Annotated in this window: 20 protein-coding genes and 1 pseudogene; 13 read left to right on the forward strand and 8 right to left on the reverse strand. The window is 75.3% G+C overall.

Going from position 1 to position 25,006, the window contains the following annotated elements; genetic code table 11:
- Window positions 1-7 precede the first annotated feature (7 nt).
- Window positions 8-616, reverse strand: coding sequence for a class I SAM-dependent methyltransferase (locus ACFY00_RS04270; protein ID WP_388027015.1), 609 nt, complete (start codon window positions 614-616; stop codon window positions 8-10).
- Between the two features lie 205 nt (window positions 617-821).
- Here ACFY00_RS04270 and ACFY00_RS04275 point away from each other — a divergent pair, with 205 nt between their 5' ends.
- Both ACFY00_RS04275 and ACFY00_RS04280 read left to right on the forward strand, forming a co-directional pair.
- Complete coding sequence (locus ACFY00_RS04275) at window positions 822-2,195, forward strand: diaminobutyrate--2-oxoglutarate transaminase family protein (protein ID WP_388027016.1); 1,374 nt, start codon at window positions 822-824, stop codon at window positions 2,193-2,195.
- Window positions 2,196-2,247: 52 nt separating this feature from the next.
- The gene (locus ACFY00_RS04280; protein ID WP_388027018.1) at window positions 2,248-3,738 is read left to right on the forward strand and encodes a pyridoxal phosphate-dependent decarboxylase family protein; all 1,491 of its coding nucleotides are present in this window, start codon (window positions 2,248-2,250) and stop codon (window positions 3,736-3,738) included.
- Window positions 3,739-3,866: 128 nt separating this feature from the next.
- Here ACFY00_RS04280 and ACFY00_RS04285 read toward each other — a convergent pair whose 3' ends face one another.
- Together ACFY00_RS04285 and ACFY00_RS04290 are read right to left on the reverse strand one after the other, a co-directional pair.
- The gene (locus tag ACFY00_RS04285; RefSeq protein ID WP_388027360.1) at window positions 3,867-4,667 is read right to left on the reverse strand and encodes an inositol monophosphatase family protein; all 801 of its coding nucleotides are present in this window, start codon (window positions 4,665-4,667) and stop codon (window positions 3,867-3,869) included.
- A 103-nt stretch (window positions 4,668-4,770) separates the two neighbouring features.
- On the reverse strand, window positions 4,771-5,532 hold the full coding sequence (locus ACFY00_RS04290; protein WP_285732569.1) for a MerR family transcriptional regulator: 762 nt from the start codon (window positions 5,530-5,532) through the stop codon (window positions 4,771-4,773).
- A 168-nt stretch (window positions 5,533-5,700) separates the two neighbouring features.
- On the opposite strand from ACFY00_RS04290, the gene ACFY00_RS04295 reads away from it, so the two are divergent.
- The 5 genes from ACFY00_RS04295 (at window position 5,701) to ACFY00_RS04315 (ending at window position 12,342) form a co-directional block, all read left to right on the forward strand.
- Window positions 5,701-7,266 carry a flavin-containing monooxygenase gene (locus tag ACFY00_RS04295; protein WP_388027019.1) on the forward strand — a complete coding sequence of 522 codons (1,566 nt, stop codon included), beginning with the start codon at window positions 5,701-5,703 and terminating at the stop codon, window positions 7,264-7,266.
- Window positions 7,267-7,289: 23 nt separating this feature from the next.
- Complete coding sequence (locus tag ACFY00_RS04300; RefSeq protein WP_388027363.1) at window positions 7,290-8,189, forward strand: alpha/beta fold hydrolase; 900 nt, start codon at window positions 7,290-7,292, stop codon at window positions 8,187-8,189.
- On the forward strand, window positions 8,186-9,085 hold the full coding sequence (locus ACFY00_RS04305; RefSeq protein WP_388027021.1) for an SDR family oxidoreductase: 900 nt from the start codon (window positions 8,186-8,188) through the stop codon (window positions 9,083-9,085). The genes ACFY00_RS04300 and ACFY00_RS04305 overlap by 4 nt, the downstream gene beginning before the upstream one ends.
- Window positions 9,086-9,434: 349 nt before the next feature.
- Entirely contained in the window at window positions 9,435-10,208 is a 774-nt protein-coding gene (locus ACFY00_RS04310; RefSeq protein WP_388027023.1) for an SDR family NAD(P)-dependent oxidoreductase, read from the forward strand.
- Window positions 10,209-10,542: 334 nt separating this feature from the next.
- A complete protein-coding gene (locus ACFY00_RS04315) occupies window positions 10,543-12,342 on the forward strand; it encodes an ABC transporter ATP-binding protein (RefSeq protein WP_388027025.1) in 1,800 nt (599 codons plus the stop codon).
- A 53-nt stretch (window positions 12,343-12,395) separates the two neighbouring features.
- Here ACFY00_RS04315 and sigJ read toward each other — a convergent pair whose 3' ends face one another.
- Window positions 12,396-13,304, reverse strand: a complete 909-nt coding sequence (gene sigJ, locus ACFY00_RS04320; protein WP_388027027.1) for an RNA polymerase sigma factor SigJ — start codon at window positions 13,302-13,304, stop codon at window positions 12,396-12,398.
- Window positions 13,305-13,460: 156 nt separating this feature from the next.
- Between sigJ and ACFY00_RS04325 the strand changes: the two genes are divergently transcribed.
- Window positions 13,461-14,507 (forward strand): nuclear transport factor 2 family protein, encoded by a 1,047-nt coding sequence (locus tag ACFY00_RS04325; RefSeq protein WP_388027029.1) that lies wholly within the window; start codon window positions 13,461-13,463, stop codon window positions 14,505-14,507.
- Between the two features lie 57 nt (window positions 14,508-14,564).
- Here the strand turns inward: ACFY00_RS04325 and ACFY00_RS04330 are convergent.
- The 3 genes and pseudogenes from ACFY00_RS04330 to ACFY00_RS04340 all read right to left on the reverse strand — a co-directional run.
- Window positions 14,565-15,233, reverse strand: a pseudogene (locus ACFY00_RS04330) (NADPH-dependent F420 reductase); the annotation flags it as partial.
- A gap of 124 nt (window positions 15,234-15,357) precedes the next feature.
- Window positions 15,358-16,029 carry a lysophospholipid acyltransferase family protein gene (locus ACFY00_RS04335; RefSeq protein WP_388027030.1) on the reverse strand — a complete coding sequence of 224 codons (672 nt, stop codon included), beginning with the start codon at window positions 16,027-16,029 and terminating at the stop codon, window positions 15,358-15,360.
- Window positions 16,030-16,265: 236 nt separating this feature from the next.
- A complete protein-coding gene (locus ACFY00_RS04340; protein WP_388027031.1) occupies window positions 16,266-18,446 on the reverse strand; it encodes a CDP-glycerol glycerophosphotransferase family protein in 2,181 nt (726 codons plus the stop codon).
- Window positions 18,447-19,325: 879 nt separating this feature from the next.
- Here ACFY00_RS04340 and ACFY00_RS04345 point away from each other — a divergent pair.
- From ACFY00_RS04345 to ACFY00_RS04365, 5 genes are all read left to right on the forward strand, one after another.
- Window positions 19,326-19,601, forward strand: a complete 276-nt coding sequence (locus tag ACFY00_RS04345) for a hypothetical protein (protein ID WP_285732585.1) — start codon at window positions 19,326-19,328, stop codon at window positions 19,599-19,601.
- Window positions 19,602-19,864: 263 nt separating this feature from the next.
- Entirely contained in the window at window positions 19,865-20,287 is a 423-nt protein-coding gene (locus ACFY00_RS04350) for a YjbQ family protein (protein ID WP_388027034.1), read from the forward strand.
- 143 nt (window positions 20,288-20,430) lie between these two features.
- The gene (locus ACFY00_RS04355) at window positions 20,431-20,682 is read left to right on the forward strand and encodes a hypothetical protein (protein ID WP_388027376.1); all 252 of its coding nucleotides are present in this window, start codon (window positions 20,431-20,433) and stop codon (window positions 20,680-20,682) included.
- Window positions 20,679-21,545 (forward strand): alpha/beta fold hydrolase, encoded by an 867-nt coding sequence (locus ACFY00_RS04360; RefSeq protein ID WP_388027036.1) that lies wholly within the window; start codon window positions 20,679-20,681, stop codon window positions 21,543-21,545. Before ACFY00_RS04355 ends, ACFY00_RS04360 begins: the two co-directional genes overlap by 4 nt.
- Window positions 21,517-21,942: a hypothetical protein gene (locus ACFY00_RS04365; protein WP_388027039.1), complete on the forward strand. Its 426-nt coding sequence runs from the start codon at window positions 21,517-21,519 to the stop codon at window positions 21,940-21,942. Before ACFY00_RS04360 ends, ACFY00_RS04365 begins: the two co-directional genes overlap by 29 nt.
- Before the next feature lie 21 nt (window positions 21,943-21,963).
- Here ACFY00_RS04365 and ACFY00_RS04370 read toward each other — a convergent pair whose 3' ends face one another.
- The gene (locus tag ACFY00_RS04370) at window positions 21,964-24,993 is read right to left on the reverse strand and encodes an AAA family ATPase (protein ID WP_388027042.1); all 3,030 of its coding nucleotides are present in this window, start codon (window positions 24,991-24,993) and stop codon (window positions 21,964-21,966) included.
- Window positions 24,994-25,006 lie beyond the last annotated feature (13 nt).

A 25,006-nucleotide genomic window follows, 5' to 3' on the forward strand; every position in this document is an offset into this window, starting at 1 on the left:
CCCCTGCTCAGTGCCGCTCGGCCAGCACCAGGTAGCGGGTCGGTTCGTCGGTGTAGGACAGCGGGGTCCAGCCGTTGGCAGCGAGCAGCGGGAAGAGGTGCTCGCGGGCGCGCAGGTCGTCGGGGGTCAGCGGGCGGCCCTTGCGGGCGGCGAGGGCGGCGCGGCCGAGCGGGTGGAACAGGGCGAGGCGGCCGCCGGGGCGGGTGACCCGGGCCAGTTCGCGCAGGCCGGTGGCCGGGCCGGGCAGGTGGGAGACCAGGCCCGCGCCGAAGACCAGGTCGGCGACCGCGTCGGGCAGCGGCAGCCGGGTGCAGTCGGCCTGCAGCAGGGCGGCGTCGGCGCGGTGCGCGGCGGCCTGCGCCAGCATCTCGGGCGTCAGGTCGACGCCGAGGACGGTGCCTTCCGGGCCGACGGCGGCGCGCAGCAGCGGGAGGGCGCGGCCGGTGCCGCAGCCCGCGTCGATCACGAACTCGCCGGGAGCCAGGCCGGTGTCGGCGATCGCGGCGGCGTACCGCGGGCTGTCGTCCGGGTACTTGCTGTCCCAGGTGGCGGCGCGCTCGGCGAAGAAGGCCCGGGTCCCGGCCAGTTCGCGGGCGTGGGCAGTGGTGTCGTCCATGGACGGGAGGCTACTCGGGCGGTGGCCGTGACCCGTCGCGGTCCGGCTCGTTGGAGCGGTGGGGGTGTCCAGCAGGGGCCGGGACGGGGGGCGGGCGGAGGAGTTCGCTCACCCGGACGGGTGATTCGAAGGGCCTGGTGGCGGCGGCTACCGAGCCCTCAAAGATAAGGTTAGGCTCACCTAACTTTTCAAGGGAGCTCCTGCTGTGACCCTCACCGTCGGCACCCCCGCCGCACCGGCCGGCGACGCGATCCTGCGCCGCCAGCGCATCCGCGAATCGGCCGCCCGCACCTACGCCCGGTCCTTCCCGATCGTCCCGGTGCGCGCGAACGGCATGACCGTGGAGGGCGCCGACGGCCGCCGCTACCTCGACTGCCTCTCCGGCGCGGGCACCCTCGCCCTCGGCCACAACCACCCCGCAGTGCTCGACGCGATCCGCCGCACCCTGGACAGCGGCGCCCCGCTGCACCTGCTCGACCTCGCCACCGCCGAGAAGGACGACTTCACCACCGCCCTGCTGGAGAGCCTCCCGGAGAAGTTCGCCGCCAGGTCCCGGATCCACTTCTGCGGCCCGGCCGGGACGGACGCCGTCGAAGCCGCCCTCAAGCTGATGCAGACCGCCACCGGCCGCCGCGGCGCCCTCGCCTTCACCGGCGCCTACCACGGCATGACCGCCGGGGCCCTCGCCGTCACCGGCAACACCGCCGTCAAGGCCCCGCTGCCCAGCGGCGGCGAGGTCACCCGGCTGCCCTACCCGTACGCCTACCGCTGCCCGTTCGGCGTCGGCGGCGAGCGCGGCGCCGAACTCGCCGCCGCCTACACCGAACGCCTCCTCGACGACCCCTCCGGCGGGGTGCTGCCGCCCGCCGCGATGATCCTGGAGCCGGTGCAGGGCGAGGGCGGCGTCGTCCCCGCCCCCGACGCCTGGCTGCGCGAGATGCGCCGGATCACCGCCGAACGCGGCATCCCGCTGATCCTGGACGAGGTGCAGACCGGCGTCGGCCGCACCGGACGGATGTGGGCCGTCGAGCACAGTGGCATCGAACCCGACGCGATGGTGCTCTCCAAGGCCATCGGCGGCAGCCTCCCGCTCGCCGTGGTGGTCTACCGCGACGAGTACGACGGCTGGCAGCCCGGCGCCCACACCGGCACCTTCCGCGGCAACACCCTGGCCATGGCCGCCGGAGCCGCCACCCTTCGGTACGTCGCCGCCAACGGCCTGGTCGCCCGCGCCGAGACCGTCGGCGCCCGGATCGCCGCCCGCCTCGACGGCGCCCGCGACCGCCTCCCCGTGATCGGCGACGTCCGCGGCCGCGGCCTGATGCTCGGCGTCGAACTCGTCGACCCCGCGGGCGAACCCGACAGCTGCGGCGCCCGCCCCGCCGACCCGCGCCTCGCCGTCCGGGTCCGCGAGGCCTGCCTCGCCCGCGGCCTGATCGTCGAACTCGGCGGCCGCCACGACGCCGTCCTGCGCCTGCTGCCGCCGCTCACCATCACCGACGAACAGGCCGAAGCCGTCCTCGAACGCCTCTGCGAGGCGATCGAGTTCGCGATGCGGCAACCGGTCAGCGACAAGTAGGCACTGCGGCAAGTGATGTGACGGAACGCCAGGAACGGACGAGGGTGGGGCGATGGACGGGCAGGTCATGAGTGGCGGGGCGGCCGGACTCTCCGGCGGGGTCGCCGGTGCGGAGGCCCTGCGGCCGCTGATCGACGAGGTGCTGGCCGGGCTCGGCGCCGGGGCGCGCCGCCGCGGCGGACCGATCGTGCCCGGCGAACCGGCCGAGGTCGCCGCCGAGGTTCGGGCGGTCCTCGCCGAAGCCCAGGGCCCCGGCGCCCTGGGCCGGTTGACGGAACTGCTGGCGTACGGCGCGGCCGACCCGGCCGACCCGCACTGCGCCGCCCACCTGCACTGCCCGCCGCTGGCCGTCGCGGTCGCCGCCGACCTCGCCGTCAGTGCGCTCAACCCCTCTCAGGACTCCTGGGACCAGGCGCCCGCCGCCACCGCCCTGGAGAGCGAACTACTCGCCGAACTGGCCGAGTTGGTCGGCTTCCGGGCCGACCGGGCGGCCGGGGTGCTGACCACCGGCGGCACCGAGTCCAACCTGATGGGGCTGATGCTCGCCCGCGACCAACGCCTCGGCCCCGACGTCGAGTTGAACGGCCTGCCGAGCGGCGTCCGCCCCCGCATCCTGGCCTCCGAAGCCGCCCACTTCTCCGTCCAGCGCGCCGCCGCCCTGCTCGGCCTCGGCGAACGCGCCGTCCGCGCCGTCCCCGTCGACCGCCAACTCCGGATGGACGCAGCCGCGTTGGCCGAAGCCTTCGCCGAAGCGGGCTGGGAGGGCGCCACCACCATCGCCGTCGTCGCCACCGCCGGAACCACCGACACCGGCGCGATCGACCCCCTTCCCGCCGTCGCCGACCTCGCCGCCCGCCACGGCGCCTGGCTGCACGTCGACGCCGCCTACGGTGGCGGCGCCCTCTTCTCGAAGCGGCTCGCCCCGCTCCTCGACGGCCTCGACCGCGCCGACTCCGTCTCCCTCGACTGGCACAAACTCGGCTGGCAACCCGCCGCCGCCGGAGTCTTCCTGGCCCGCGAAGCCCGCACCTACGCCTCGCTCGCCCGCCGCGCGGTCTACCTCAACCCCGCCGACGACGAAGAAGCCGGCTACCCCAGCCTGCTCGGCCAGTCCCTGCGCACCACCCGCCGCCCCGACGCCTTCAAACTCGCCACCACCCTGCGGGTCCTCGGCCGCGACGGCCTCGGCGCGCTGGTCGACCGCTGCCACCAGAACGCCCTGCGGGCAGCCGAACTCATCCGCGCCGCACCCGAGTTGGAACTCCACTGCGACCCGGTCCTGACCACCGCGGTCTTCCGCTACGCCGTGCCCGACCCCGTCGAGAGCGACCGCGTCAACGCCGAACTCCGCCGCCACCTGCTGCGCACCGGCCGGGCCGTCATCGGCCGCACCGAACTCCCCGGCCACGGGCCGGGCCGCGTCCGCCTCAAGCTCACGCTGCTCAACCCGCACACGACGGAGGCCGAACTGGCGTCCCTGCTCAGTGCCGTGGCCGAGAGCGGGAGAACAGGGGCGCGGGGAACTGCGCGCCCGGCCAAGTGAACGTCAGCGAGGTCGCGGGACAGTGCAAGTGATCATCCTGCATCGCGACCTCGCTGACGTGCTCCTCCGCTGCGCGCAGTTCCCCGCGCCCCTGGCGGTGCGCTGCCCGGCGGTGCGCTCTTCGTTCCCTACACGCCTTCGAGCAGGATCCCCCGGAGGGTGTCCCACTGGTCGGGGTCGGCGGCGACCAGGAGGCCGTTGGTGCCGGCGAGGGGTTCGGGGTGGTACGGGGTGCCGTCGAAGCGGGCGCTGCGGCCGCCCGCTTCGGTGACGAGGAGGGAGCCGGGGGCGTGGTCCCAGGGGAGGGTGCGCCAGTAGAGGAGGAAGTCGTGGGCGCCGATGGCGACGAGCGGGTACTCGATGCCCGCCGCGCCGCGGCCGGGGTCGAGCGGGCCGAGGGCGAGGGTGTTGGCGAGGAGCCGGTGACCGGTGGGCGGGGCGAAGTAGCGGGTCTTGAGGATGCCGGTCCACTGCTCGGGAGCGGTGGTGACCTTCGGCAGGGTGAGCCGTTCGCCGTTGCGCCAGGCGCCCGCGCCGAGCTCGGCGGTGTAGGCGGTGCGGCTGCAGGGCTGCCAGATCCAGGAGGCGACGGTCTCGCCGCGGCGGACCAGCGAGGCCATCACCGCGTACGAGGGGTGCCCGGCGACGAAGTTGCGGGTGCCGTCGACCGGGTCGACCAGCCAGGCGGCGGGTTCGTCGCGCAGGGCGAGGGCGAGGTCGGGGTCGGCGGCGACGGCCTCCTCGCCGACGACGGGGACGGGGAGCAGTTCGTGCAGGCGGCGGGCGATGATCCGTTCGGCCTCGCGGTCGGCGACGGTGACGATCTCGCCGGGGGCCTTCTCCATCACCTCGCCCTCGGCCAGCGCCCGGAACCGCGGCTCCACCGCTTCGGCCGAGGCCTCGACCAGGATCTCGGCGACCTTCTCCATCAACACGCCCGTGCTCCCTTCACCGCCTCCCACTCTCCCACGCCGGGGCGGTGCGGACGGTGCGCAGGTGACGGGTGGGGCGGGCGGCGGGCCCGGGGGCGGGTCACCGACCGGTGAGGTCCTCGTACTCGGCGCGCACCCGGCGGTCCATCGCGAGGGCGAACTGGGCGTCGTTGACGGCCCGGGCGAGCGGGCGGACGCGCTGGATCCGCTCGGTGAGCCGGGCGGCCTCGGCGGGGGTGAGGTCCTGGACGCGGGTGAGCCCGTCGAGCAGGTGGTCGCGGACCAGGGCCACGAAGAGGTCGGCCATGGCGTCGGCGTACTCGGCGGCGCGGCGGCTGACGTCCAGGACGGCCGCCAGCGGGACGCCCTCGCCGACCAGGGCGACGGTGGCGTCCATCAGGCGGCGGCTGACGTGGGTGATGCCGTCGGGGTGGACGGTGACGTAGCCCTGGGCGACGGATTCGGCGGTGTTGGCGGGCGTGAGCTGGTCGCCGAAGGCGGCGCGCAGCTCGTCCCAGTCGAGGTGGACGGGGGTCTCGTCCGACCAGGGGGCGACCAGGGCGGCCTGCAGGCCGATGAGTTCGGCGACGTCGCGGCCGTCCTGGCCGGCGTCGATGAGTTCGGCGATGCCGCCCAGGGCGTGGCCGCGCTCCAGGAGTTCGGCGATCAGCCGGAGCCGGGCCAGGTGCTCGTCCCCGTACCAGGCGATCCGGCCCTCCTTGCGGGGCGGCTGGAGCAGGCGGCGTTCGCGGTAGAAGCGGACGGTGCGCACGCTGATGCCGGCCGCCTCGGCGAGTTCGGCGACCCGGTAGGCGCGGGGGTGCTCGTCTTCCTGCTGGGTCTTCGCCACGCCGGTCAGCATAGGGCTCCCGGACGGCGCGCAAACAGCGCGGCCCCGCGCTATTCCACTGAGTGTCAACAAGGGCTACTCTGCCAAACGCGCCAGTGATTACTGGCAGCGTTCGCCGCCCGACCGCCCGACCGCCCAGCCACCAGCCAGCGCCCCCCACCCTCGCCAGGAGGCCCGCCCATGGCACCCCGCACCAAGAAGCCCCCCGCGCCCGCCACCGCCACCGGCCCGGAGCCGGACGCGCCCGTCCCGCACGTGCGGGTCGCCGTCGTCGGCTCCGGCTTCGGCGGCCTCGGCGCCGGCGTCCGGCTGCGCCGGGCCGGGATCACCGACTTCGTGATCCTGGAACGCGCGGACTCCGTCGGCGGGACGTGGCGCGACAACTCCTACCCGGGCTGCGCCTGCGACGTGCCCTCGCACCTGTACTCGTTCTCGTTCGCGCCCAACCCCGAGTGGCCCCGGGTGTTCTCCGGCCAGCCCGACATCCGCGCCTACCTGGAGCGGGTCGCCGACACCTTCGGGCTGCGCCCGCACCTGCGCTTCGGCGCCGAGGTCACCGAGCTGCGCTGGGAGGAGGAGCACACCCGCTGGCGGGTCACCTCGCGGGCCGGGAGCTGGACCGCGGACGCGGTGGTCTCCGCCGCCGGGCCGCTCGCCGACCCGCAGATCCCCGACCTGCCCGGCCTGGACTCCTTCCCCGGCAAGGTGTTCCACTCCTCCCGCTGGGACCACGACTACGACCTGGCGGGCAAGCGCGTCGCCGTGGTCGGCACCGGCGCCTCCGCCGCCCAGATCATCCCGGCCATCCAGCCCACCGTCGGCCGCCTGACCGTCTTCCAGCGCACCCCCGCCTGGGTCCTGCCGCGGGCCGACCGTGAGGTCACCGGCGTCGAGCGGTGGCTGCACGCCAACCTCCCGCCGACCGGGCTGCTGCGCCGGGCCGGACTGTTCGTGATGCGCGAGCTCCAGGTCGACGCGTTCGTCCGCCGCCCGCAGCTGCTCAAGCTCGTCCAGCAGGTCGCGCTGCGGCACCTGCACAAGGCCGTCGCCGACCCGGCGCTGCGCGCCAAGCTGACCCCCGACTACCGGATCGGCTGCAAGCGCATCCTGCTCAGCAACACGTACTACCCGGCGCTCGCCGCCCCCAACACCGAGGTCGTCGCGGGCGGCCTGCGCGAGCTGCGCGGCTCCACCCTGGTCGGCGCGGACGGCAGCGAGCACGAGGTCGACGCGATCGTGTTCGGCACCGGCTTCCACGTCACCGACCTGCCGATCGCCGAGCGGGTCTTCGGCATCGGCGGCACCTCGCTCGCCGAGGCCTGGAAGGACGGCATGGAGGCGCTGCGCGGCTCCACCGTGCGCGGCTTCCCCAACCTGTTCTTCCTGATCGGCCCGAACACCGGGCTCGGCAACAACTCGATGATCCTGATGATCGAGTCGCAGCTGAACTACCTGGTCGACGCCCTCGCCACCCTCGACGCGGTCGGCGCCGCCGCCATGCAGCCCACCGAACGCGCCCAGCGCCGGTGGAACCTGGAGCTCCAGCACAAGATGGGCCGCACCGTGTGGACCACCGGCGGCTGCCGCAGCTGGTACCTCGACCAGGACGGCAAGAACACCGTGCTGTGGCCCGCCTCCACCAGCGCCTTCCGCCGCGCCACCCGGCACGTCGACCTCACCGAGTACGAGCTGCTCAAGCGCACCGCGCCGGTCGCGCCCGCCGACGCCGAGGCGGTGACCGCGTGAGCCGCCGCATCCCCGCCGACTGCGTGCTGCCCGACCCGGCGGCCGTGCACACCGTCCGCTCCGCCGACGGCGCCGCGCTGAACGTCGAGGAGTACGGCCCCGCGGGCGCCCCGCTGGTCGTGCTCGCCCACGGCTGGACGTGCTCCACCGCGTTCTGGGCGCCGGTGGTCAACCGGCTGGTCGCCGACTTCCGGGTCGTCGCCTACGACCAGCGCGGCCACGGCCGCAGCCCCGCCCCCGCCACCGCCGACGGCTACTCCACCGAGAAGCTCGCCGACGACCTGGAGGCGGTGCTGGCGGCGACCGTCCCCGCCGGGCGGCGCGCCGTCGTCGTCGGGCACAGCATGGGCGGCATGACGATCATGGCGGCCGGCGACCGGCCCGGCGTCGCCGACCGCACGGCCGCCAACCTGCTGGTCAACACCGGCCCCGGCGCGCTGATCGCCGAACTGGCCGTGCTGCCGCCCGCCGTCCGCGGCAAGGGCCTGCGGCGCTTCCTGCACCGGCAGATCCTGCGCTCCCGGCTGCCGCTGGGCCCCGTCACGGCGCTCAGCCGGGCCGCCCTCAAGTACGCCACCATGGGCCCGGCCACGCCCCCCGACCGGGTCGAGGCCTGCGCGCAGGTGGTGCACGCCTGCCCGGCGAAGGTCCGCTTCCACTGGGCGGGCGTCCTGGAGACCCTCGACGTGCAGGACGGACTGGCCCGGATCACCGCCCCCACCGCCGTCGTCGCGGGCAGCCGCGACCGGCTCACCCCGCCCGTCCACGCCCGCCGGATCGCCACCGCCCTCGCCGACCCGCGCGGCCTGCTCGAACTGCCCGGCACCGGCCACATGAGCCCCGTCGAACGCCCCGCCGAGGTCGCCGCCGAGATCCGCCGGATCGCCGCCCCGGCCGCCACGCCCCTTGAGGAGACCGCATGACCCCGCCGCTGTCCTCGCAGGTCGTCGTCATCACCGGGGCCGCCCGCGGCCTGGGCGCCCTGATGGCCCAGAAGCTCTCCGAACGCGGCGCCAAGGTCGCCCTGGTCGGCCTGGAGCCCGCCGAGCTCAAGGCGGTGGCCGCCCGGTGCGGCGAGCACGCCTCCGCCTGGGAGGCCGACGTCACCGACCTGGACGCGCTCACCGAGACCGCGAACCGGATCAAGGACCGGTACGGGCGGATCGACGCCGTCGTCGCCAACGCGGGCATCGCGCTCGGCGGCCCGCTGCAGGACAGCGACCACCGGGCCTGGACCCGGGTGGTCGAGGTCAACCTGCTCGGCTCCGTCGCCACCGCCCGGGCCTTCCTGCCCGCGCTCGCCGAGAGCCGCGGCTACCTGCTGCAGATCGCCTCGCTGGCCGCGCTGACCCCCGCCCCGCTGATGTCCGCGTACTGCGCCTCCAAGGCGGGCGTCGAGTCCTTCGCCCACGCGCTGCGCGCCGAGGTCGCCCACCAGGGCGTCAAGGTCGGTGTCGGGTACCTGAGTTGGACCGACACCGACATGGTGCGCGGCGCCGACCAGGACGCCGTGCTGCGGCAGATGCGGGCCAAGCTGCCCTGGCCCGCCAACAAGACCTACCCGATCGGCCCGGCCGTCGACCGCCTGGTGGCGGGCCTGGCCCGCCGCTCCGCGCACGTCTACGCCCAGGCCTGGCTGCGCGGCATGCAGTCGGTCCGCGGCTTCCTGCCCGGTCTGATCGCCGCGGTCGGCTCCCGCGACGTGGCCCGGCTCGCCCCCGAGCTGAAGGCCACCGCCGCCAGCCGCCTGAACCCGGTCGGCGCGGGCGGCCTGGCCGACCAGCGGGCCCGGGCGGACCGGGCGGACCAGGTGGAGTGACCGGGCCGCCCGGTCCGCCCCGGCCCCGGACGCGCGTCGGGCCCGGCCCCGTGGGGAGGGGCGGGCCCGGGCGTGCGGAAGCGGTGCCGGGCCGTCAGTGCCGCGAGGGGCGGGGACGGACCGGCGGTGCGACTTCTATGGAGCGCGGGTGGAACTGGACGGGCATCGGTTCTCCTGGAAGGGATGGGCACCGCGTGGGACGGCGGTGCTGCCCGAAACCGTAGGGTGATCCGAAGAACGCCGGTGCGGGGCGCGCCGTCGGCGTCCCGCGGGTCGCCCGAAGGGCCGAGGCGTCCGTGGTCCGGTCGGTCGATGCGGCACCGGACTACCGCCCGGTACGGTCGGGTCCATGACCACCGCTCTCATCACCGGCGCCACCGCCGGCATCGGCGCCGCCTACGCGAACCGCCTCGCCCGCGACGGCCGCGACCTGGTGCTGGTCGCCCGCGACACCGAACGCCTCGCCGCCGCCGCGGCCGAACTCTCCGGCCGCTACGGCGTCCGGGTCGAGACGCTCACCGCCGACCTCGCCACCGAGGCCGGCATCGAGACCGTCGAGGACCGGCTGCGCGACCCCGCCCGCCCCGTCGACCTGCTGGTCAACAACGCGGGCTTCGGCCACCGCGGCACCTACCTGGACGTCCCCGTGCAGGACGAGCTCGACATGCTCAAGGTGCACGTCGAAGCCGTGCTGCGGCTCACCACCGCGGCCGTTCCCGGGATGCGGGAGCGCGGCTTCGGCGCGATCGTCAACGTCGCCTCCGTCGCGGCGTTCCTGCCCCGCGGCACCTACGGCGCGACCAAGGCCTGGGTGGTCAACTTCACCCTCGGCATCGCCCGCGACCTGGCCGGCAGCGGCGTCCGCCTGCAGGCCCTGTGCCCCGGCTTCACCCGCACCGAGTTCCACCAGCGGGCCGGCATGGGCACCTCCTCCATCCCCGCCTGGGGCTGGCTCACCGCCGACCGCGTCGTCGACGACTCCCTGCGCGACCTCGCCCGCAACCGCCCGCTCTGCGTCCCCAGCAAGCGCTACAAGGCGGCCGTCGCCGCAGCGAGGCTCCTGCCGCCGGGCGGACTCGGCAAGCTCTCCAACACGGCGGGACGCGACTACCGCAAGCCCTGAGCGGGCAGCGCGAAGCCAGGAAGCGCGAACCGGGAAGCGCACCGCCGGGAAGCGCACCGCCAGGGGCGCGGGGAACTGCGCGCAGCGGGAGTCGCACGTCAGCAAGGTCGCGAGATAGTGCAAGTTCGTGTCCTGCGTCGCGATCCGGCTGTGCGTGCTCGCTTGGCCGCGCAGTTCCCCGCGCCCCTGGTTGTGCTTCTGTCGGCGAGGCGGTTCTCCTCGCGCCCCTGGTTTCCCGTCCCCGCGGAATGTTCAGAAGCTTAGGTTTGCTAATGGTGAGCAAGGCTCGCTAAGCTCGGCGCGTCATCGCGCCCACCGACCCCGGGAGGTCCCCGTGCAGTTGAACCGGATCGACTGGGCCCCGCCCGAGGGGGAGGGCAAGCAGCCCGCGCAGGTGCGGCGGATCCTGCGGCTGTTCCGGCCGTACGCGGGGCGGCTGGGGGTGGTGGGGCTGCTGGTGGGGGCGTCGGCCGTCGTCTCGGTGGTGACGCCGTTCCTGCTGCGGGCGGTGCTGGACACCGCGATACCGCAGGGGCGGACGGGGCTGCTGAGCCTGCTCGCGCTGGGGATGATCGCCGCCGCCGTGGTCACCAGCGTGCTGAACGTGCTGCAGACGCTGATCTCCACCACCGTGGGCCAGCGCGTCATGCACGACCTGCGGACCTCCGTCTACCGGCACCTGCAGCGGATGTCGCTGGCGTTCTTCACCCGCACCCGCACCGGCGAGGTGCAGTCCAGGATCGCCAACGACATCGGCGGCATGCAGGCCACCGTCACCGGCACCGCGACCTCCCTGGTGTCGAACCTGACCGCGGTGGTCGCCAGCGTGGTCGCGATGGTCGCGCTCGACTGGCGGCTGACGATCGTCTCGCTGCTGCTGCTCCCGGTGTTCGTGTGGATCAGCCGCCGGGTCGGCCGGGAGCGGAAGAAGATCACCGGCGAGCGGCAGCGCCAACTCGCCGAACTCTCCTCCGCCGTCCAGGAGTCGCTGTCGGTCAGCGGCATCCTGCTCGGCCGCACCATGGGCCGCTCCGGCTCGCTGACCCGCGAGTTCGCCCACCGCTCGGACGAACTGGCCGCCCTGGAGGTGCGCTCCAGCATGGCCGGGCGCTGGCGGATGTCCACGATCGGGATCGTGATGGCGGCGATGCCCGCGCTGATCTACTGGGCGGCGGGCCTGACCTCCGCCGCCGGGGCGCCGATCGTCTCGCTGGGCACCCTGGTCGCGTTCGTCTCGCTCCAGCAGGGCCTGTTCCGGCCGACCGTCGGCCTGCTCTCCACCGGCGTGGACGTGCAGACCTCGCTCGCCCTGTTCCAGCGGATCTTCGAGTACCTCGACCTGCCGGTGGAGATCGACGAGCCGGAGCACCCCGTCCACCTGGAGCACGTCCGCGGCGACGTCCGCTTCGAGGGCGTCGAGTTCCGCTACCGCCCCGACCAGGACCGCCCCACCCTGTCCGGCATCGACCTGACCGTCCCGGCGGGCGGCTCGCTCGCCCTGGTCGGCGAGACCGGCTCCGGCAAGTCCACGCTGTCCTACCTGGTGCCGCGGCTGTACGACGCCACCGGCGGCCGGGTGCTGATCGACGGGGTGGACGTGCGCGAGCTGTCCTTCGAGACGCTGGCCCGGGCGGTCGGCGTGGTCTCCCAGGAGACCTACCTGTTCCACGCCTCGGTCGCCGACAACCTGCGCTTCGCCAAGCCCGACGCCACCGACGCCGAACTGGTCGCGGCCGCGAAGGCCGCCCAGATCCACGACATGGTCGCCGCCCTGCCCGACGGCTACGACACCATGGTCGGCGAGCGCGGCTACCGCTTCTCCGGCGGTGAGAAGCAGCGCCTGGCGATCGCCCGCACCGTCCTGCGCAACCCGCCGATCCTGGTCCTGGACGAGGCCACCAGCGCCCTCGACAACCAGACCGAGCACGCCGTCCAGCAGGCCCTGGACGCGCTCGCCGCGGGCCGCACCACCCTCACCATCGCGCACCGGCTCTCCACCGTCCAAGGCGCCGACCAGATCGCCGTCCTGGACCGCGGCGAGATCGCCGAACTCGGCACCCACGACGAGCTGGTGGCCCGCGGGGGCCGCTACGCCGCGCTGCTGGGCCGCGAGGCGCCGGTGCCCGCGGCCTGAACGCCGGGAACCAGGGCGGGGCAGGACAGGGCAGGACGGGACCGGGGCGGGGCTCACTGCCAGGGCCGGAGCTTCTCCGGGTTGCGCACCACCCAGACGTGGGTGATCCGGCCCCCGGCGGCGTGGAAGGCGAACACGCTCTCGGTGACCCCGTCCAGCTGCGCGACCAGCCCCGGCAGGCCGTTGACCGGGCACTCCAGCAGCACCGTCCCGGCTGGCCCGCCGGTGAACGAGGCCAGCGCGCGGGCGATCCGCTCCCCGCCCGCCAGCGGCTCCAGCAGCGCGCCGACCAGGCCGCCGCCGTCCGCGACCACGGTCGCGTCCGGGTCCAGCAGGGCGACCAGCGAGCGGACGTCCTTCGCCTCCCAGGCCCGCTTGAACTCCCGCACCAGCGCGCCCTGCCCCCGGGCCGGGGCGACCGCGGGCCGCGCCTCGCGCACCCGGCGGCGCCCCGAGGCGGCCAACTGGCGGCAGGCCGCCGCCGAACGGCCCACCACCTCCGCCACCTCGGGGAACGGGTAGCCGAACACGTCGTGCAGCACGAAGGCGACCCGCTCGGCCGGGGTCATCGACTCCAGCACCACCAGGAACGCCATGTGCACCGACTCGTCCAGGGTGATCCGGTCCGCCGGGTCCCCGTCCGGGCCCCGCCCCGCGCCGTCCCCCGGCACCGGTTCGGGCAGCCACTCGCCCACGTACCGCTCCCGCCGCACCCGGGCCGAGCCCAGCAGGTCCAGGCAGATCCGCCCGACCACCGTGGTCAGCCAGCCGCCCGGCGCCGCCACCTCGGCCCGCCGCCGCGGCGCCATCGCGTACCAGCGGGCGTACGCCTCCTGCACCACGTCCTCGGCGTCGGCCAGTGAACCCAGCAGCCGGTAGGCCACGTTGGTCAACTGCCGCCGCTCGGCCGCCACCGCGCGCAGCGCCTCGTCCCGCCGTCCGTCCACGCCGTCCTCCACCACGCGCCTCCTCGCCACCGGTCCCGTCGCATCCGTCGCAGCAGAAGACCGGACAGCGCCCCGGAATGTGACATCCGCCCCGCACCTCACACTTCGGCGGGCCGTTTCGTCGTACCGGCAGGAGCCGGAAGAGCGGCACCAGACGGACGGAGAAGAGCGATGGACACCTTCCAGCCGGTCGCGGACCGGGTCGAGATCCAGGCCCTGCAGGCCGAGTTCACCGACGCGGTGATGATGCGCGACCGCCCCCGGCTCGCCGCCCTGTTCACCCCCGACGGGGTGCTGCGGATGCCCGACGTCCCGATCGAGCTGACCGGCCCCGAGCAGATCCGGGCCGGGGGCGAGAAGCTCCAGGAGCAGTGGGAGTTCTTCGTGCAGAACACCCATCCCGGCACCGTCCGGATCGACGGCGACACCGCCACCGGACGGGCCCACATGTACGAGCTGTTCCGGCTGCGCGACGGTCGGCAGGGCGTCAACCACGCCCTCTACCACGACCGTTACCGGCGCACCCCGGACGGCTGGCGGTTCACCGAACGGGTCTACGAGATCCGCTACCTGGACACCGCCCCGCTCGGCGGCACCGCCCCCGGCAGCGCCCGTCCCGACCCCACCGCCCCCGCCACCGAGGACCGGCTCCAGCGGGCCGCCGCCGCGCTCGCCGCGCACGGCTTCGCCGTCGAGGTCCTGGACGGCGCGGAGGCCGCCCGCGAGCGGGTCCGCGCCCTGCTCCCCGACGGGGCGAGCGTGCTCACCACCGCCAGCGAGACGCTCCGGCTCTCCGGCATCGAGGAGGACGTCGACGCCCGCCCCGGCGCGGTCAGGCCCCGGCTGCTGGCCATGGACCGGGAGCGCGAGGCCGACGCACTGCGCCGCCTGCTCGCCGCCCCCGACGTCGTCCTCGGCAGCGTCAACGCCCTCGTCGAGACCGGCGCCCTCGTCCTCGCCTCCGGCTCCGGCAGCCAACTGCCCGCCCACGGCGGCGGCGCGGGCCACGCCATCTGGGTGGTCGGCGCCCAGAAGCTCGTCCCCGACCTGCCCGCCGCGCTGCGCCGCGTCCACGAGCACGCCCTCCCGCTGGAGAGCGCCCGCACCGAGGCCGCGTACGGGCAGCCCAGCGCCGTCAACCAGCTCCTGGTGCTGCACGCCCCGCCCCGCTTCGCCCGCGGCACCGTCCTGCTGCTGCGGGAGGCCGTCGGCTACTGAGGACGGCGCCGGGCGGCGGGGCGGGACGGTGCGGCGGACGGTGCGGCGGGCGGCGGTTCAGCCCCGGAAAGCGGCCGGGCGCTCCGGGGAGGCCTTCGCCAGCGCCTCGGTGACCGCCTCGACGCCGGCCCGCAGGCCGTAGACGGGGGTGTCGGGCTGCTGGCGCCAGGAGTCGTCGATGCCGCCCGCGTCGACGGTGTCGAAGCCGAGGGCGTCGATCAGCTCGCGCACCAGCTGCTTGGCGGCCGGGTCGTCGCCCGCGACCGGGAGGGCGATCCGCTCGGGGTCGCCCGCCGGGCGCGGGGCGTCCAGCAGGTCCTGGGCGTAGGTGCCGTTGAAGGCCTTGACCACCGGGTGGCCGAGCTGCTGCTCGACCCAGCGGCTCTCGGTCAGGCCGCCGTCCTCGATGGCGTCGATCCGGCCGTCCCGCTGCTGCGGGTAGTAGTTGTTGGTGTCGATCAGGACGAAACCCTCGGCCGCGCCCGCGAGCAGGTCCTTGGGCAGGGCGGGGACGTTCTTCAGCGGGACGGTCACCACGACCAGCTCCGCGCCGTTCGCGGCCTCGGCGGCCGGGACGGGGGTCGCGCCGGTCTCCGCGGCCAGCTCGGCCAGCGTCTCGGGGCCGCGCGAGTTGGCCACCGCGACCTGGTGGCCGAGGGCGGTGAGGCGGCGGGTCAGGTTGCCGCCGATGTTGCCCGCTCCGATGATGCCGATCTTCATGGATGCGCTCCGTAGCCTGTCGGGTCCGTGTCGCGGGCGCCGGGAGGGGCGCCCACGGAGATCCCGAACCGGCGGGCCCGCGCGGTTGTTCCCGGCGCCGGGGAACGGGACCCGAACGGCTGACGGGGCGTCAGGCGGCCTTGGGCGCCTCGTTGTACTGCTCGGCCGACTCCTGGCCGGAGAGCGCCTGGATCGCGGCCATCACCTCGTCGGTGACCTGGCGGCGGGCCTTGGCCGAGCGGGCCTGGCCGTGCAGCTCGTCGAAGCGCAGCGGCTCGCCGAACTTCACGCTGATCTTCCGCAGCCGGGGGATCCGCTTGCCGACCGGCAGGATGTGCTGCGGGCCCTCCAGCGCCACCGGCACCACCGGGACGCCCGCGGTCAGCGCCAGCCAGGCCACGCCGGTCTTGCCGCGGTACAGGCGGCCGTCCAGCGAGCGGGTGCCCTCGGGGTAGATGCCGAAGGCCCGGCCGGAGTTCAGGATCTCCAGGCCCTCGTCCAGCGAGGCGGTGGCGGCCCGGACGCTGCCGCGCTCCACCGGGACGGCGTTGATCACGTGGGTGAAGAAGAACCGGGAGACCGCGCCCTTGAAGCCGGTGCCGGTGAAGTACTCGGCCTTGGCCAGGAAGAACACCTGGCGCGGCGCGGCCAGCGGGATCACCACGCTGTCGACGAACGACAGGTGGTTGCTCGCCAGGATCACCCCGCCCTTGCGCGGCACGTTCTCCAGGCCCTCGATCGTCGGCCGGTACAGGGCCTTCGCGAGCGGCTTGAGCACGAGCTTGGTGACGAGGTCGATCACGGTGTGGCCCTCCCTGGCCGAATGAACGGTTCCGGCCGGGGGACGTCCCCGGCCGGGGTCCCGCCCCCGAGGGGCGAGGCGCGCGGCTCGGACTGGGCCGGACCACTGGGCAACGGATCGCAGACTACGACATGCACCCCGAGGTCCGTCCACATCCGCCGCCGTCGCGGGGCTGCGATCCTTGTCACGCCCGCCTGGCGGACGGATCGCCTCTCGCATGCTGAGACGGCGGCGGGTCAGGCCCGGACCGGGAAGATCCGGCTGACCACCCGTTCGGCGGCCCGTCCGTCGTCCCAGGGGCAGAACCGCTCCCGGAAGCGCTGCCGGGCCTCCGGCTCCGGGTCGCCCGCGAGCAGCGCCTCGACCAGCGCGTCCTGCTCGGTGGTGACCGCGCCGGGCGGCTCCTTCATCAGGTCGAAGTAGACGCCGCGGACCTCCTGGTACTCCTCCCAGTCGGGGGCGTACACGGCGATCGGACGGTCCAGCACCGCGTAGTCGAACATCATCGAGGAGTAGTCGGTGACCAGGACGTCCGCGGCCAGGTAGAGGTCCTCGACGACGGGGTGGTCGGAGACGTCCAGCAGGGTCGCCGCGCCGGGGGCGGCGGTCAGGTCGCCCGCGCCGCCGTCGTGGAAGTAGTGGGTGCGCACCATGACCGTCCAGCCGGGGCCGAGCCGCGCGGCCAGCGCGGGCAGGTCCAGCAGCGGCAGGTAGCCGCCGCGGGACTCGCGGTGGGTCGGCGCGTACAGCACGGTGCGCTGCCCGTCGGCGATGCCCAGGGCGCGGCGGGCGTCCACGCACTCCTCCAGGGTGGCCAGGGCGAGGCGGTCGTTGCGCGGGTAGCCGGTGTCGAGGATCTGGTAGGTGCCGGGGAAGGCGCGGGCGAAGTGCTCGCTGGTGTGCGGGTTCGGCGAGACCAGGTAGTCCCAGCGCCCGACCACCTCGCGCAGCCGCTCGAAGTCCATCCCGTCCGCGGCCAGCGGCCGGTCCACCAGGTCCATGCCCATCGCCTTCAGCGGCGTGCCGTGCTGGGTCTGCACGTGCACGGTGCCGGTCCGCTTGGTCATGGTGTGCGGGAAGTTGACGTTGTTGACGAAGTACTTGGCGGTGGCCATCACCTTCAGGTACGCGGGCGTGTTGACGATCACGTACGGCACCCCGGCGGGCAGCGTGGCGGCCCGCTCGGCGTTCTCCACCACCCACACCCCGCGCACCTGCGGGGCCAGTTCCCTGGCCTTGGCGTAGATCGCCGCCGGGTTGCAGGCGTACCCGCGGTGCCAGTACGCCGCGTACACCGCCAGGTTCTCGTCGATCGGCAGCCGCTTGAAGGCGTTGTACGCGGTGAACCGGGCCCCGCTGCGGACGGCCTTCTTCACGCCGGGCGCGACCGCCTTCGTCCCGCGCCTGACCGCGCCGGGCAGCCGCCCGCCGCGGCGCAGCTCGGCGTAGGCGCGCCGGGAGCCGCGGGCGGCCAGCCGGTACTGCACGCCGCGCACGCCGGACGGGTACTGGTAGCCGGCCGGGCGGTGCTCGGCGAAGTGGGCGGCGATCCGGGCGAAGAACTCCGGGCGCAGCTCGACCGGGACGAGCCCGGGGGTGTCGTAGAGGGTGAGGGCCTGCTTGACGGTGCGGTCGAAGACCAGGGTGCGCAGCCGGTTCGCGCGCTCGTTGCGGTCCAGGAAGGCGAAGATCGCGTCGTACTGGGCGAAGGCGTCGGCGTGCTTGGCGGAGGCGGTGGCGGTGATCGCGCCGGGGCGGCCGCGCCGGTAGTTGTAGCAGGGGCGGTCGAGGTAGAGCAGCCGGTCGGCGGCCAGCAGCGCCGGGTAGGTGACCGAGATGTCCTCGTAGTGGCCGCGGCCGAAGTGCACGTCCAGGCCGAGCAGGTAGTCGCGGCGGATCACCTTGTTCCACACCGCGAGGACCGAGTTGAACAGCGCCGGGTGCTCGGCGGCGGTGCAGCCGGAGACCAGCGGGGAGCCGGCCAGCACCTTGCGCCACGGGTTCGGCTCGGTGCCGCCGTCGTGGTAGACGTGCGTGAAGTCGGTGAGCAGCACGTCGGCGGGCACCTCGCGGGCCGTCTCGGCGCGCAGCTCGGCCAGCACGGCGTCGACGGTGCCCTCGGGCAGCCAGTCGTCGCTGTCGACGAACCAGACGTAGGTGCCGGTGGCCTCGGCCAGCCCGGCCGTGCGGGCGCCGCCGAGGCCCCGGTTCTCGGGCAGGTGCAGCACCCGCATCCGCGGGTCGGTGGCGGCGTGCGCGTCGAGCAGGGCGCCGCAGCCGTCGGGGGAGCGGTCGTCCACCGCGATCAGTTCGACCTCGCCGGGGGCGGCCCCGTCGGCCCGCAGCGAGCCGAGGCACTGCGGCAGGAAGCGCTCCACGCCGTGAACGGGGAGGACGATGCTGAGCAGGGGTGGCACGTGCGTTCACTCCGCGAAGGGATGGGGGCTGACGGCTGGGCGCCCGGTGAGGACACTCTACCGAGCGGGCCTGGGCACTCCCTGGGAGCGGAGGCGTGCGGAGGAGGGGAGGGCGGTCGTCCGGCCGGACCGCGGCACCCCGGGCGCAGGTGGTCGGGGTGGACCGGGGTGTCGCGGACGGCGGGGAAACGCGACCGCCGGTGCCGCGCCGTACCAGCGGCGGCACCGGCAGTCCGGTTGGCGGTCCGACCGACCCTCAACGATCGACCGCCGGTCCGTCCACCACATCGGAGTCGGGCCGCCGCAGCGTCGAGACGGCCTGACAGTGACTCACCGTGGTGTCGGAAGTATAACGGGATGGTCGGGTGATCTGTTCATACTTGAAATCACCCGACCGGGGATGGGTGGGTGATCCCCGCTATCCCGTGTCGATACAGATATTGCTTGGAGGTTTCGGCCGCGTCAATCCCTCGCGCGTGTTCAATTTCTGAACTCAAGGTGTCATGTCTGCGGGAGTGGCGTGCGCGGGGCGCGGTCCGGCCCGGTCCCCGCTCCGTTGCTGACATCAAGTCTCACAATCGGGGGTGCGCCGAGGGCGGCCGCCGCGCTCCGGCCGGCCGCCCGCGCGCCCGGCGCGCCCGCCGCCACCGGTGCGCCCCGGCAACGCCCCCGACCGCCGCGGGGACTGACGACCGGTCAGCGCCCGGATGGTGCACCATCAACCGATGCGTAGTCGTGACCGAGACCACCGAGCCCTGGTGAAGCGTCAGTTCCGTTCGCACGATACGGTGGCAGAACACCAGGACGGTTGTGTGAAGGCCGTCATAGCCGGATAGTCTTCGCCTCACGGCCCTGGCGCCTCGTAGGGGTGGGAAACAGATGGAACAGATGCAAGTGCGACCGCGGCCCCGGGTGCCCGCGATCCAGTGCGGTGTCGGCACGACCGGCCGCCGGATCGACCGACACCTGGCCGTCCTCGGCGCGCCCGCGCTCCCGACGGTGGACACGGCAGAAGCGCTCGGCCTGATAAGGGAACTCACTCCCCGCGGCCCCGGCGCCGCCACCCCGGCCGCGGCTCCGCGCCGCAGTGCCCGGGTCTCCCTGATGGCCCCGCTGCGTCGCCTCAAGCGGAGCCTCTTCGGCAGCCGGGGCTGACCCGGGGCCGGGCGCAGCCGCTCCGGCGGCCCCGCGCACCGGCCCGGGCGGCCTCCGCCGCCCGCTGCCACGACCCGACGGACGGGGAGTCCGTCGGGCTTTCGGCGTCCCCCGGCCCGTCTCCCGTCCCGTTCTCCGGCCGGTTCCCGGGCCGGTTGCCGGGAGCGGGCGAGCGCTGGCGCGCCCTGGCGAGACCCTGGCGGTCGGTGGCGTTCGGCCGTCGCCCCTACGAGGCGTGCCGCAAGATCGGCCAGGATGGCTCCATGTCCGACACTTTCCACACCCAGACGTTCGACATCGCCACCGGCCGCGACGAGGTCGCCCTCGACGTCACCGACCGCTGCCACGCCTTCCTGAGAGAGGTCGCGGACGGTCGCGACGGACTGCTCAACGTCTTCGTCCCGCACGCCACCGCGGGCATCGCCGTGATCGAGACCGGCGCGGGAAGCGACGACGACCTGCTCGCCGCCCTGCGCGACCTGCTGCCCGCCGACGACCGCTGGAGCCACCGCCACGGCAGCCGCGGCCACGGCCGCGACCACGTCCTGCCCGGCCTGGTCGCCCCGCACGCCACCCTGCCCGTGGTCGGCGGCCGGATCGCCCTCGGCACCTGGCAGTCCGTCGTCCTGATCGACACCAACCGCGACAACCCGCAGCGCACGCTCCGCCTCTCCTTCCTCGGCTGACCGCCCGGCGGGAGCCCGCGGTCACGGCGGTGCGGCGGGCGCCGTGGTGGGGGGCGGCCCGCCGGTCGTGGTGAGCGCGGAGCGGACCGTCCACGGTCGGGAGGCGGCACCGGCCGCCGGGTGAGCGGCGTACCCTGTCCGGCATGGGAGAGCACGCGGAGAGCGGGACCGAGACCGTTGCCGGGGCCGTTGCCGGGGCCGGGGTCGAGCAGGTCTGCGAGGTGGCCGCCGACCCGGAGCGGGCGCTGCGCGGGTTGCAGCCCGGCGGGGCGGGGGAGCGGGCCGCGTGCGTGCTGTGCGGGGAGCCCACCGAGTACCCGGCCGACGCCCCCGGCAGCCCGCTGTGCCCCGTCTGCACCTGGCAGCAGGCCCAGCGCGCCGCCTGCTCCGGTTGAGCGCCCCGTCGGCCGTCACCGGGCCGGACGCCGGGGCCGCCGAGGGCCGGTTGGAGCGGCCGCACGCCACCCTCGCGTACGGCGTCAGCGGGCGGCGCGGGCCGCTCGTGGTGCACGCGCACGGGGCGCTGTCCAGCCGGGCGCACGAGCGGCGGGCCGGACTGTTCGACTGGACGCCCGTCACGGCGACGCACCGGCTGGCCCGGTACGACGCGCGCGGGCACGGCGAGTCCACCGGGCGGGCGGTGCCGGACGACTACCGCTACGCCTCGCTCGCGGACGACCTGCTCGCGCTCTGCGACCACCTCTCGCCCGGCGCGCCGGTCAGCGGGTTCGGCGCGTCGATGGGCAGCGCCACCGTGCTGTGGGCCGCGCTGGCCCGGCCCGAGCGGTTCGAGCGGCTGGTGCTGGCGATCCCGGCGGTCGCCTGGGCGGCCCGGGAGCCCCGTCGCAGCGGGCTGCTCGCCGCCGCGTCCCTGGTCGAACGCCGCGGCCGGGGCGCGCTGCACGCCGCGGCGCGGCTGTCCGGGCCGCCCGCCGTCCTGGCCGGGGCCCCGCAGTACACCACCGAGTTCGACCTCGCCGAGCCGCTCCTCCCGGCCGCGCTGCGGGCCGCCGCCGCGTCCGACCTGCCCGCCCCCGAGAGCCTGCGCGGCCTCACCCACCCCGTCCTGCTGCTCGCCTGGGACACCGACCCCCTGCACCCCCTCGCCACCGCCCGCACGCTGGCCGCCCACCTCCCCAACGCCCGCCTGCACGTCTCGCATACCCTTGCGGAGGTGCGGAGTTGGGGCCGCCTGGCGGCCGCGTTCGTGGCGGAGGGGGAGCAGGACGATGACGACGATCGAGGTGCCGGGGCCTGAGCCGGACTGGGAGGAGGCGCCCGCCTACCAGGGCGGCAAGCGCAACCCGGCCTTCCAGCAGAGCCTGCTGGAGCACGCCCTCGGCACCTGCCGGGTGATCGCGGGGCTGCAGGTGCCCCTGGAGCCCCTGGCCGCCCGCCTGCGACTGATCGTGGAGCGGGGCTGGGAGGACATCGGCTACGCCAGCGCCGCGATGTTCATGATCGGCCGGACCTGCTTCGGCCTGAGCCGGATCGACGGCGACGCCTACACCCTCGTCCACGTCGACCGCGCCGTCACCGACCACGACGCGGCCCTCGCCACCCTGCTCACCGCCCTCGGCCTCGACTCCACCGCCCTGGCCTTCCGCGGCACCGTCGAGGACGGCTTCGAGAACTGCAACGGCTGGACCGGCTGAGCGGACCGCCGCGGGCAGGAGTCAGGCGTTCTCGCGGGTGGTGTGGTGGACGGTGGAGCCGGTGCGGTGCTTGCGGACCAGGAGTTGGGCGGGGATGCGGGTGCGGAGGTCGGCGACGTGGCTGACGATGCCGACGGCGCGGTCGCGTTCGCGGAGGGAGTCGAGGACGTCCATGACCTCTTCGAGGGCGTTCTCGTCGAGGGTGCCGAAGCCCTCGTCGATGAAGAGGGTGTCCAGGGGCATGCCGCCGGTCTCGTCGGTGACCACGTCGGCGAGGCCGAGGGCGAGGGCGAGGGAGGCGAAGAAGGACTCGCCGCCGGAGAGGGTGGCGGTGTCGCGTTCGCGGCCGGTCCAGGCGTCGACGACGTGCAGGGAGAGGCCGGAGCGCTTGGTGCCGGAGACCAGGCCGTCGCTGTGGACCAGGGTGTAGCGGCCGCCGGACATCTTCAGCAGGCGCCGGCTGGCGGCCGCCGCGACCTGCTCCAGGCGGGCGGCGAGGACGTAGGACTCCAGGCGCATCCGCAGCGCGTTCTCCGCGGGGGCGCCCGCGAGCAGGGCGGCCAGGCGGCTGATCCGGGCGTGGGCGTCCAGGACGGGGGCGAGTTCGGCGGCCAGCGCGGCCAGGTCGCGGCCGATCCGGGCCAGGTCGGCGACCCGGGCGCGGGCCTGGTCGTGGGCGGAGCGGGCGCGGGCGAGGCGTTCGTCGGCGCGGGCGGCCGCGGCGAGGGCCGGGCCGGTCTCCGCGGGCGGGAGTTCGGCGGCGGCCAGCAGGGCGGGGTCGGCGAGTTGGGCGGCGGCCAGTTCGAGGTCGGCGTCGAGCTGCTTGAACTTCCTTCGCAGCGCGTCGAGTTCGTACGAGGGCAGGGCGGCGGAGTCCAGCGCGGCCAGGTCGGGGAAACCCGCGTCGCGGGCGGCGCGCAGCAGGGCCTCGGCGGTCTCCCGGTGGTGGGCGGTGGCGGTGGCGGTGGTGCGGGTCGCGGTCAGGGCGGCGGTGGTGGCGGTGGCGAGCGCGGTGACGGCGGCGGCGCGGGCGGCGACGGACGGGGCGTCGCCGCGGGCGGCGGCGAGGCGGGCCTCGAGGGTGGTGAGTTCGGCGGTCAGAGCGCCGAGTTGACCGGCCAGGCGGGCGCTCTGCTCGCCCGCCTGGCGGAGCTGCTCGCGGTGGGCGGCGCCGTCCCGTTCGAGGCGGTCGAGCTGCTGGCCCAGCGGCAGCCAGCGCTCCGCGGCCTGCCGGAGCTGCTGCTGATGTGCCGTCAAGTCGGAGAGCGAGGCGGTGATTTCGGCGGCGGTGCGGCCTCCGGCGGCGGCCCCGGCGGCTGCGGCGGCCGCGGTGACGGCGCTCACCTGCCGGGCGGCGGCGGCGAGTTCGTCCTCGGCGGCGTGCTGGGCGGCGCGGGCGCGGCGTTCGTCCTCGGCGGTGACCTGCCCGGCCGCGGGCTCGGCGGGGGCCGGGTGCGCGGGGGAGCCGCACACCCGGCACGGGGCGCCGGGGGTCAGGGCGGCGGCCAACTCGGCGGCCATGCCCGCGAGTCGGCGCTCCTGGAGGTCCAGGGCGTGCTGCCGGGCGGCCTGCGCGGCGTCGGTGCGGGCGCGGACGGCGTCCTCGGCGGCGGTGAGTTCGTCCAGCAGTCGCAGGTGCCGTTCGGCGGAGCGTAGCTGCTGCGTCAACTCCTGCTGTCGGGCGTCGAGTTGCTCCAGTTCGGCGCGGGCCTCGCGGGCGGCCTCGCGCTCCTGCTGGAGCCGCTTCAGCTTCTCCTCGAAGTCCTCCAGCCAGCGGCGGGAGTCCTCGGCGAGGGCCTCCGCCTCCTCGTGCTTGCGCTGCAGCCGGGCGCGGTCGGCGAGCAGCGCGCCGTGGCGGGCCTCGTCGGCCGCGGCGGCCTCCAGGCGGCCGGTCTCGGCGCGCAACACCCCTTCGGCGGCCTGCAGTTCCTCGACGGTGCCGAGCGGGGAGCGCCAGTCGGCGGCGGCCGCGCGGGCGGCCAGCGCGGTGCGGCGGGCGTCCTCCTCGGCGGCGGCGGCGGCCAGCGCGGCCTGCGCGGCGCGGTGAGGGGCGCGCAGCGGGGCGGGGGCCTCGGCGGCCAGCGCGGCCTCCAGCCGGGCCCGTTCCGGGGCGGAGCGGGCGGCCAGGTCGGTGAGCCGCAGCCGTTCCCGCTGGGCCCGCTGGTGGCGGTGCTGCCGTTCGGCGAGGGCGCTCTGCCGTTCCGACCGCTCGCGGGCGGCGGCCCGTTCGGCCTCGGCGGCGGCCAGGTGCAGGGCTGCGGCGTCGGCCCGTTCGGCGGCGGTGGCGCGCAGCATCGCGGCCCAGCCGAGGGCCTCGGCGATCGGGGCGTCCTCGCCGGGGTGGTGGGCGGCCGCGTCGGCGGCCAGCGGCCCGGCGGCCTCCTCGGCGCGGGCCAGCAGGGCGTGCACCCGCTGCCGCCCGCCGAGCACCTCGCGCTCGTGGCGCAGCCGCAGCTCGGCCGTCCAGCGCTCCAACTGCTCGAACCGGCCGGTGTCGAAGAGCCGCCCGAGGAGTTCGGCGCGCTGCTTGGAGTCGGCCCGCAGGAAGCGGGCGAAGTCGCCCTGCGGGAGCAGCACCACCTGGCAGAACTGCTCGCGGTTCATGCCCAGCAGCCTGGTCAGCTCCTCGCCCGCCTCCTGGTGCGAGCGGCTGACCGCGACCCAGCCGGGCGCGCCCTCCCCGGCGTCGGCGGCCCACTCGCGCAGCAGGGTCTGCGCCTTCTCCGGGGTCAGGCCGGTGCCGCGCTTCTTGGGGCGCCACTGCTCGGGGCGGCGGGTGACCTCCAGCCGCCGCCCGCCGAGCGTCACCTCCAGCACCACCTCGGTGCGCACGCCCGGGGCGGCGTGGTCGCTGCGCACCCCGTTGCTGCGGCGGGTGCCGGGCAGTTCGCCGTACAGGGCGTAGCAGACCGCGTCCAGGACGCTGCTCTTGCCCGCGCCGGTGGCGCCGCGCAGCAGGAACAGGCCGGCCGCGGAGAGCAGGTCGAAGTCGACCCGCTCGGTGCCCGCGAACGGGCCGAAGGCGGTGACGGTGAGCCGGTGCAGCCTCATCGGGCGTCCTCCA

The organism is Kitasatospora sp. NPDC001540, from assembly GCF_042894345.1.
Classification (GTDB): domain Bacteria; phylum Actinomycetota; class Actinomycetes; order Streptomycetales; family Streptomycetaceae; genus Kitasatospora; species Kitasatospora phosalacinea_C.

Bases quoted from the DNA above. Each gene is read 5' to 3' on its own strand.
- ACFY00_RS04270 (WP_388027015.1), bottom strand. From the start codon at position 616: ATGGACGACACCACTGCCCACGCCCGCGAACTGGCCGGGACCCGGGCC.
- ACFY00_RS04280 (WP_388027018.1), top strand. From the start codon at position 2,248: ATGGACGGGCAGGTCATGAGTGGCGGGGCGGCCGGACTCTCCGGCGGG.
- ACFY00_RS04285 (WP_388027360.1), bottom strand. From the start codon at position 4,667: ATGGAGAAGGTCGCCGAGATCCTGGTCGAGGCCTCGGCCGAAGCGGTG.
- ACFY00_RS04290 (WP_285732569.1), bottom strand. From the start codon at position 5,532: ATGCTGACCGGCGTGGCGAAGACCCAGCAGGAAGACGAGCACCCCCGC.
- ACFY00_RS04295 (WP_388027019.1), top strand. From the start codon at position 5,701: ATGGCACCCCGCACCAAGAAGCCCCCCGCGCCCGCCACCGCCACCGGC.
- ACFY00_RS04305 (WP_388027021.1), top strand. From the start codon at position 8,186: ATGACCCCGCCGCTGTCCTCGCAGGTCGTCGTCATCACCGGGGCCGCC.
- ACFY00_RS04310 (WP_388027023.1), top strand. From the start codon at position 9,435: ATGACCACCGCTCTCATCACCGGCGCCACCGCCGGCATCGGCGCCGCC.
- ACFY00_RS04325 (WP_388027029.1), top strand. From the start codon at position 13,461: ATGGACACCTTCCAGCCGGTCGCGGACCGGGTCGAGATCCAGGCCCTG.
- ACFY00_RS04345 (WP_285732585.1), top strand. From the start codon at position 19,326: ATGGAACAGATGCAAGTGCGACCGCGGCCCCGGGTGCCCGCGATCCAG.
- ACFY00_RS04350 (WP_388027034.1), top strand. From the start codon at position 19,865: ATGTCCGACACTTTCCACACCCAGACGTTCGACATCGCCACCGGCCGC.
- ACFY00_RS04355 (WP_388027376.1), top strand. From the start codon at position 20,431: ATGGGAGAGCACGCGGAGAGCGGGACCGAGACCGTTGCCGGGGCCGTT.
- ACFY00_RS04365 (WP_388027039.1), top strand. From the start codon at position 21,517: ATGACGACGATCGAGGTGCCGGGGCCTGAGCCGGACTGGGAGGAGGCG.
- ACFY00_RS04370 (WP_388027042.1), bottom strand. From the start codon at position 24,993: ATGAGGCTGCACCGGCTCACCGTCACCGCCTTCGGCCCGTTCGCGGGC.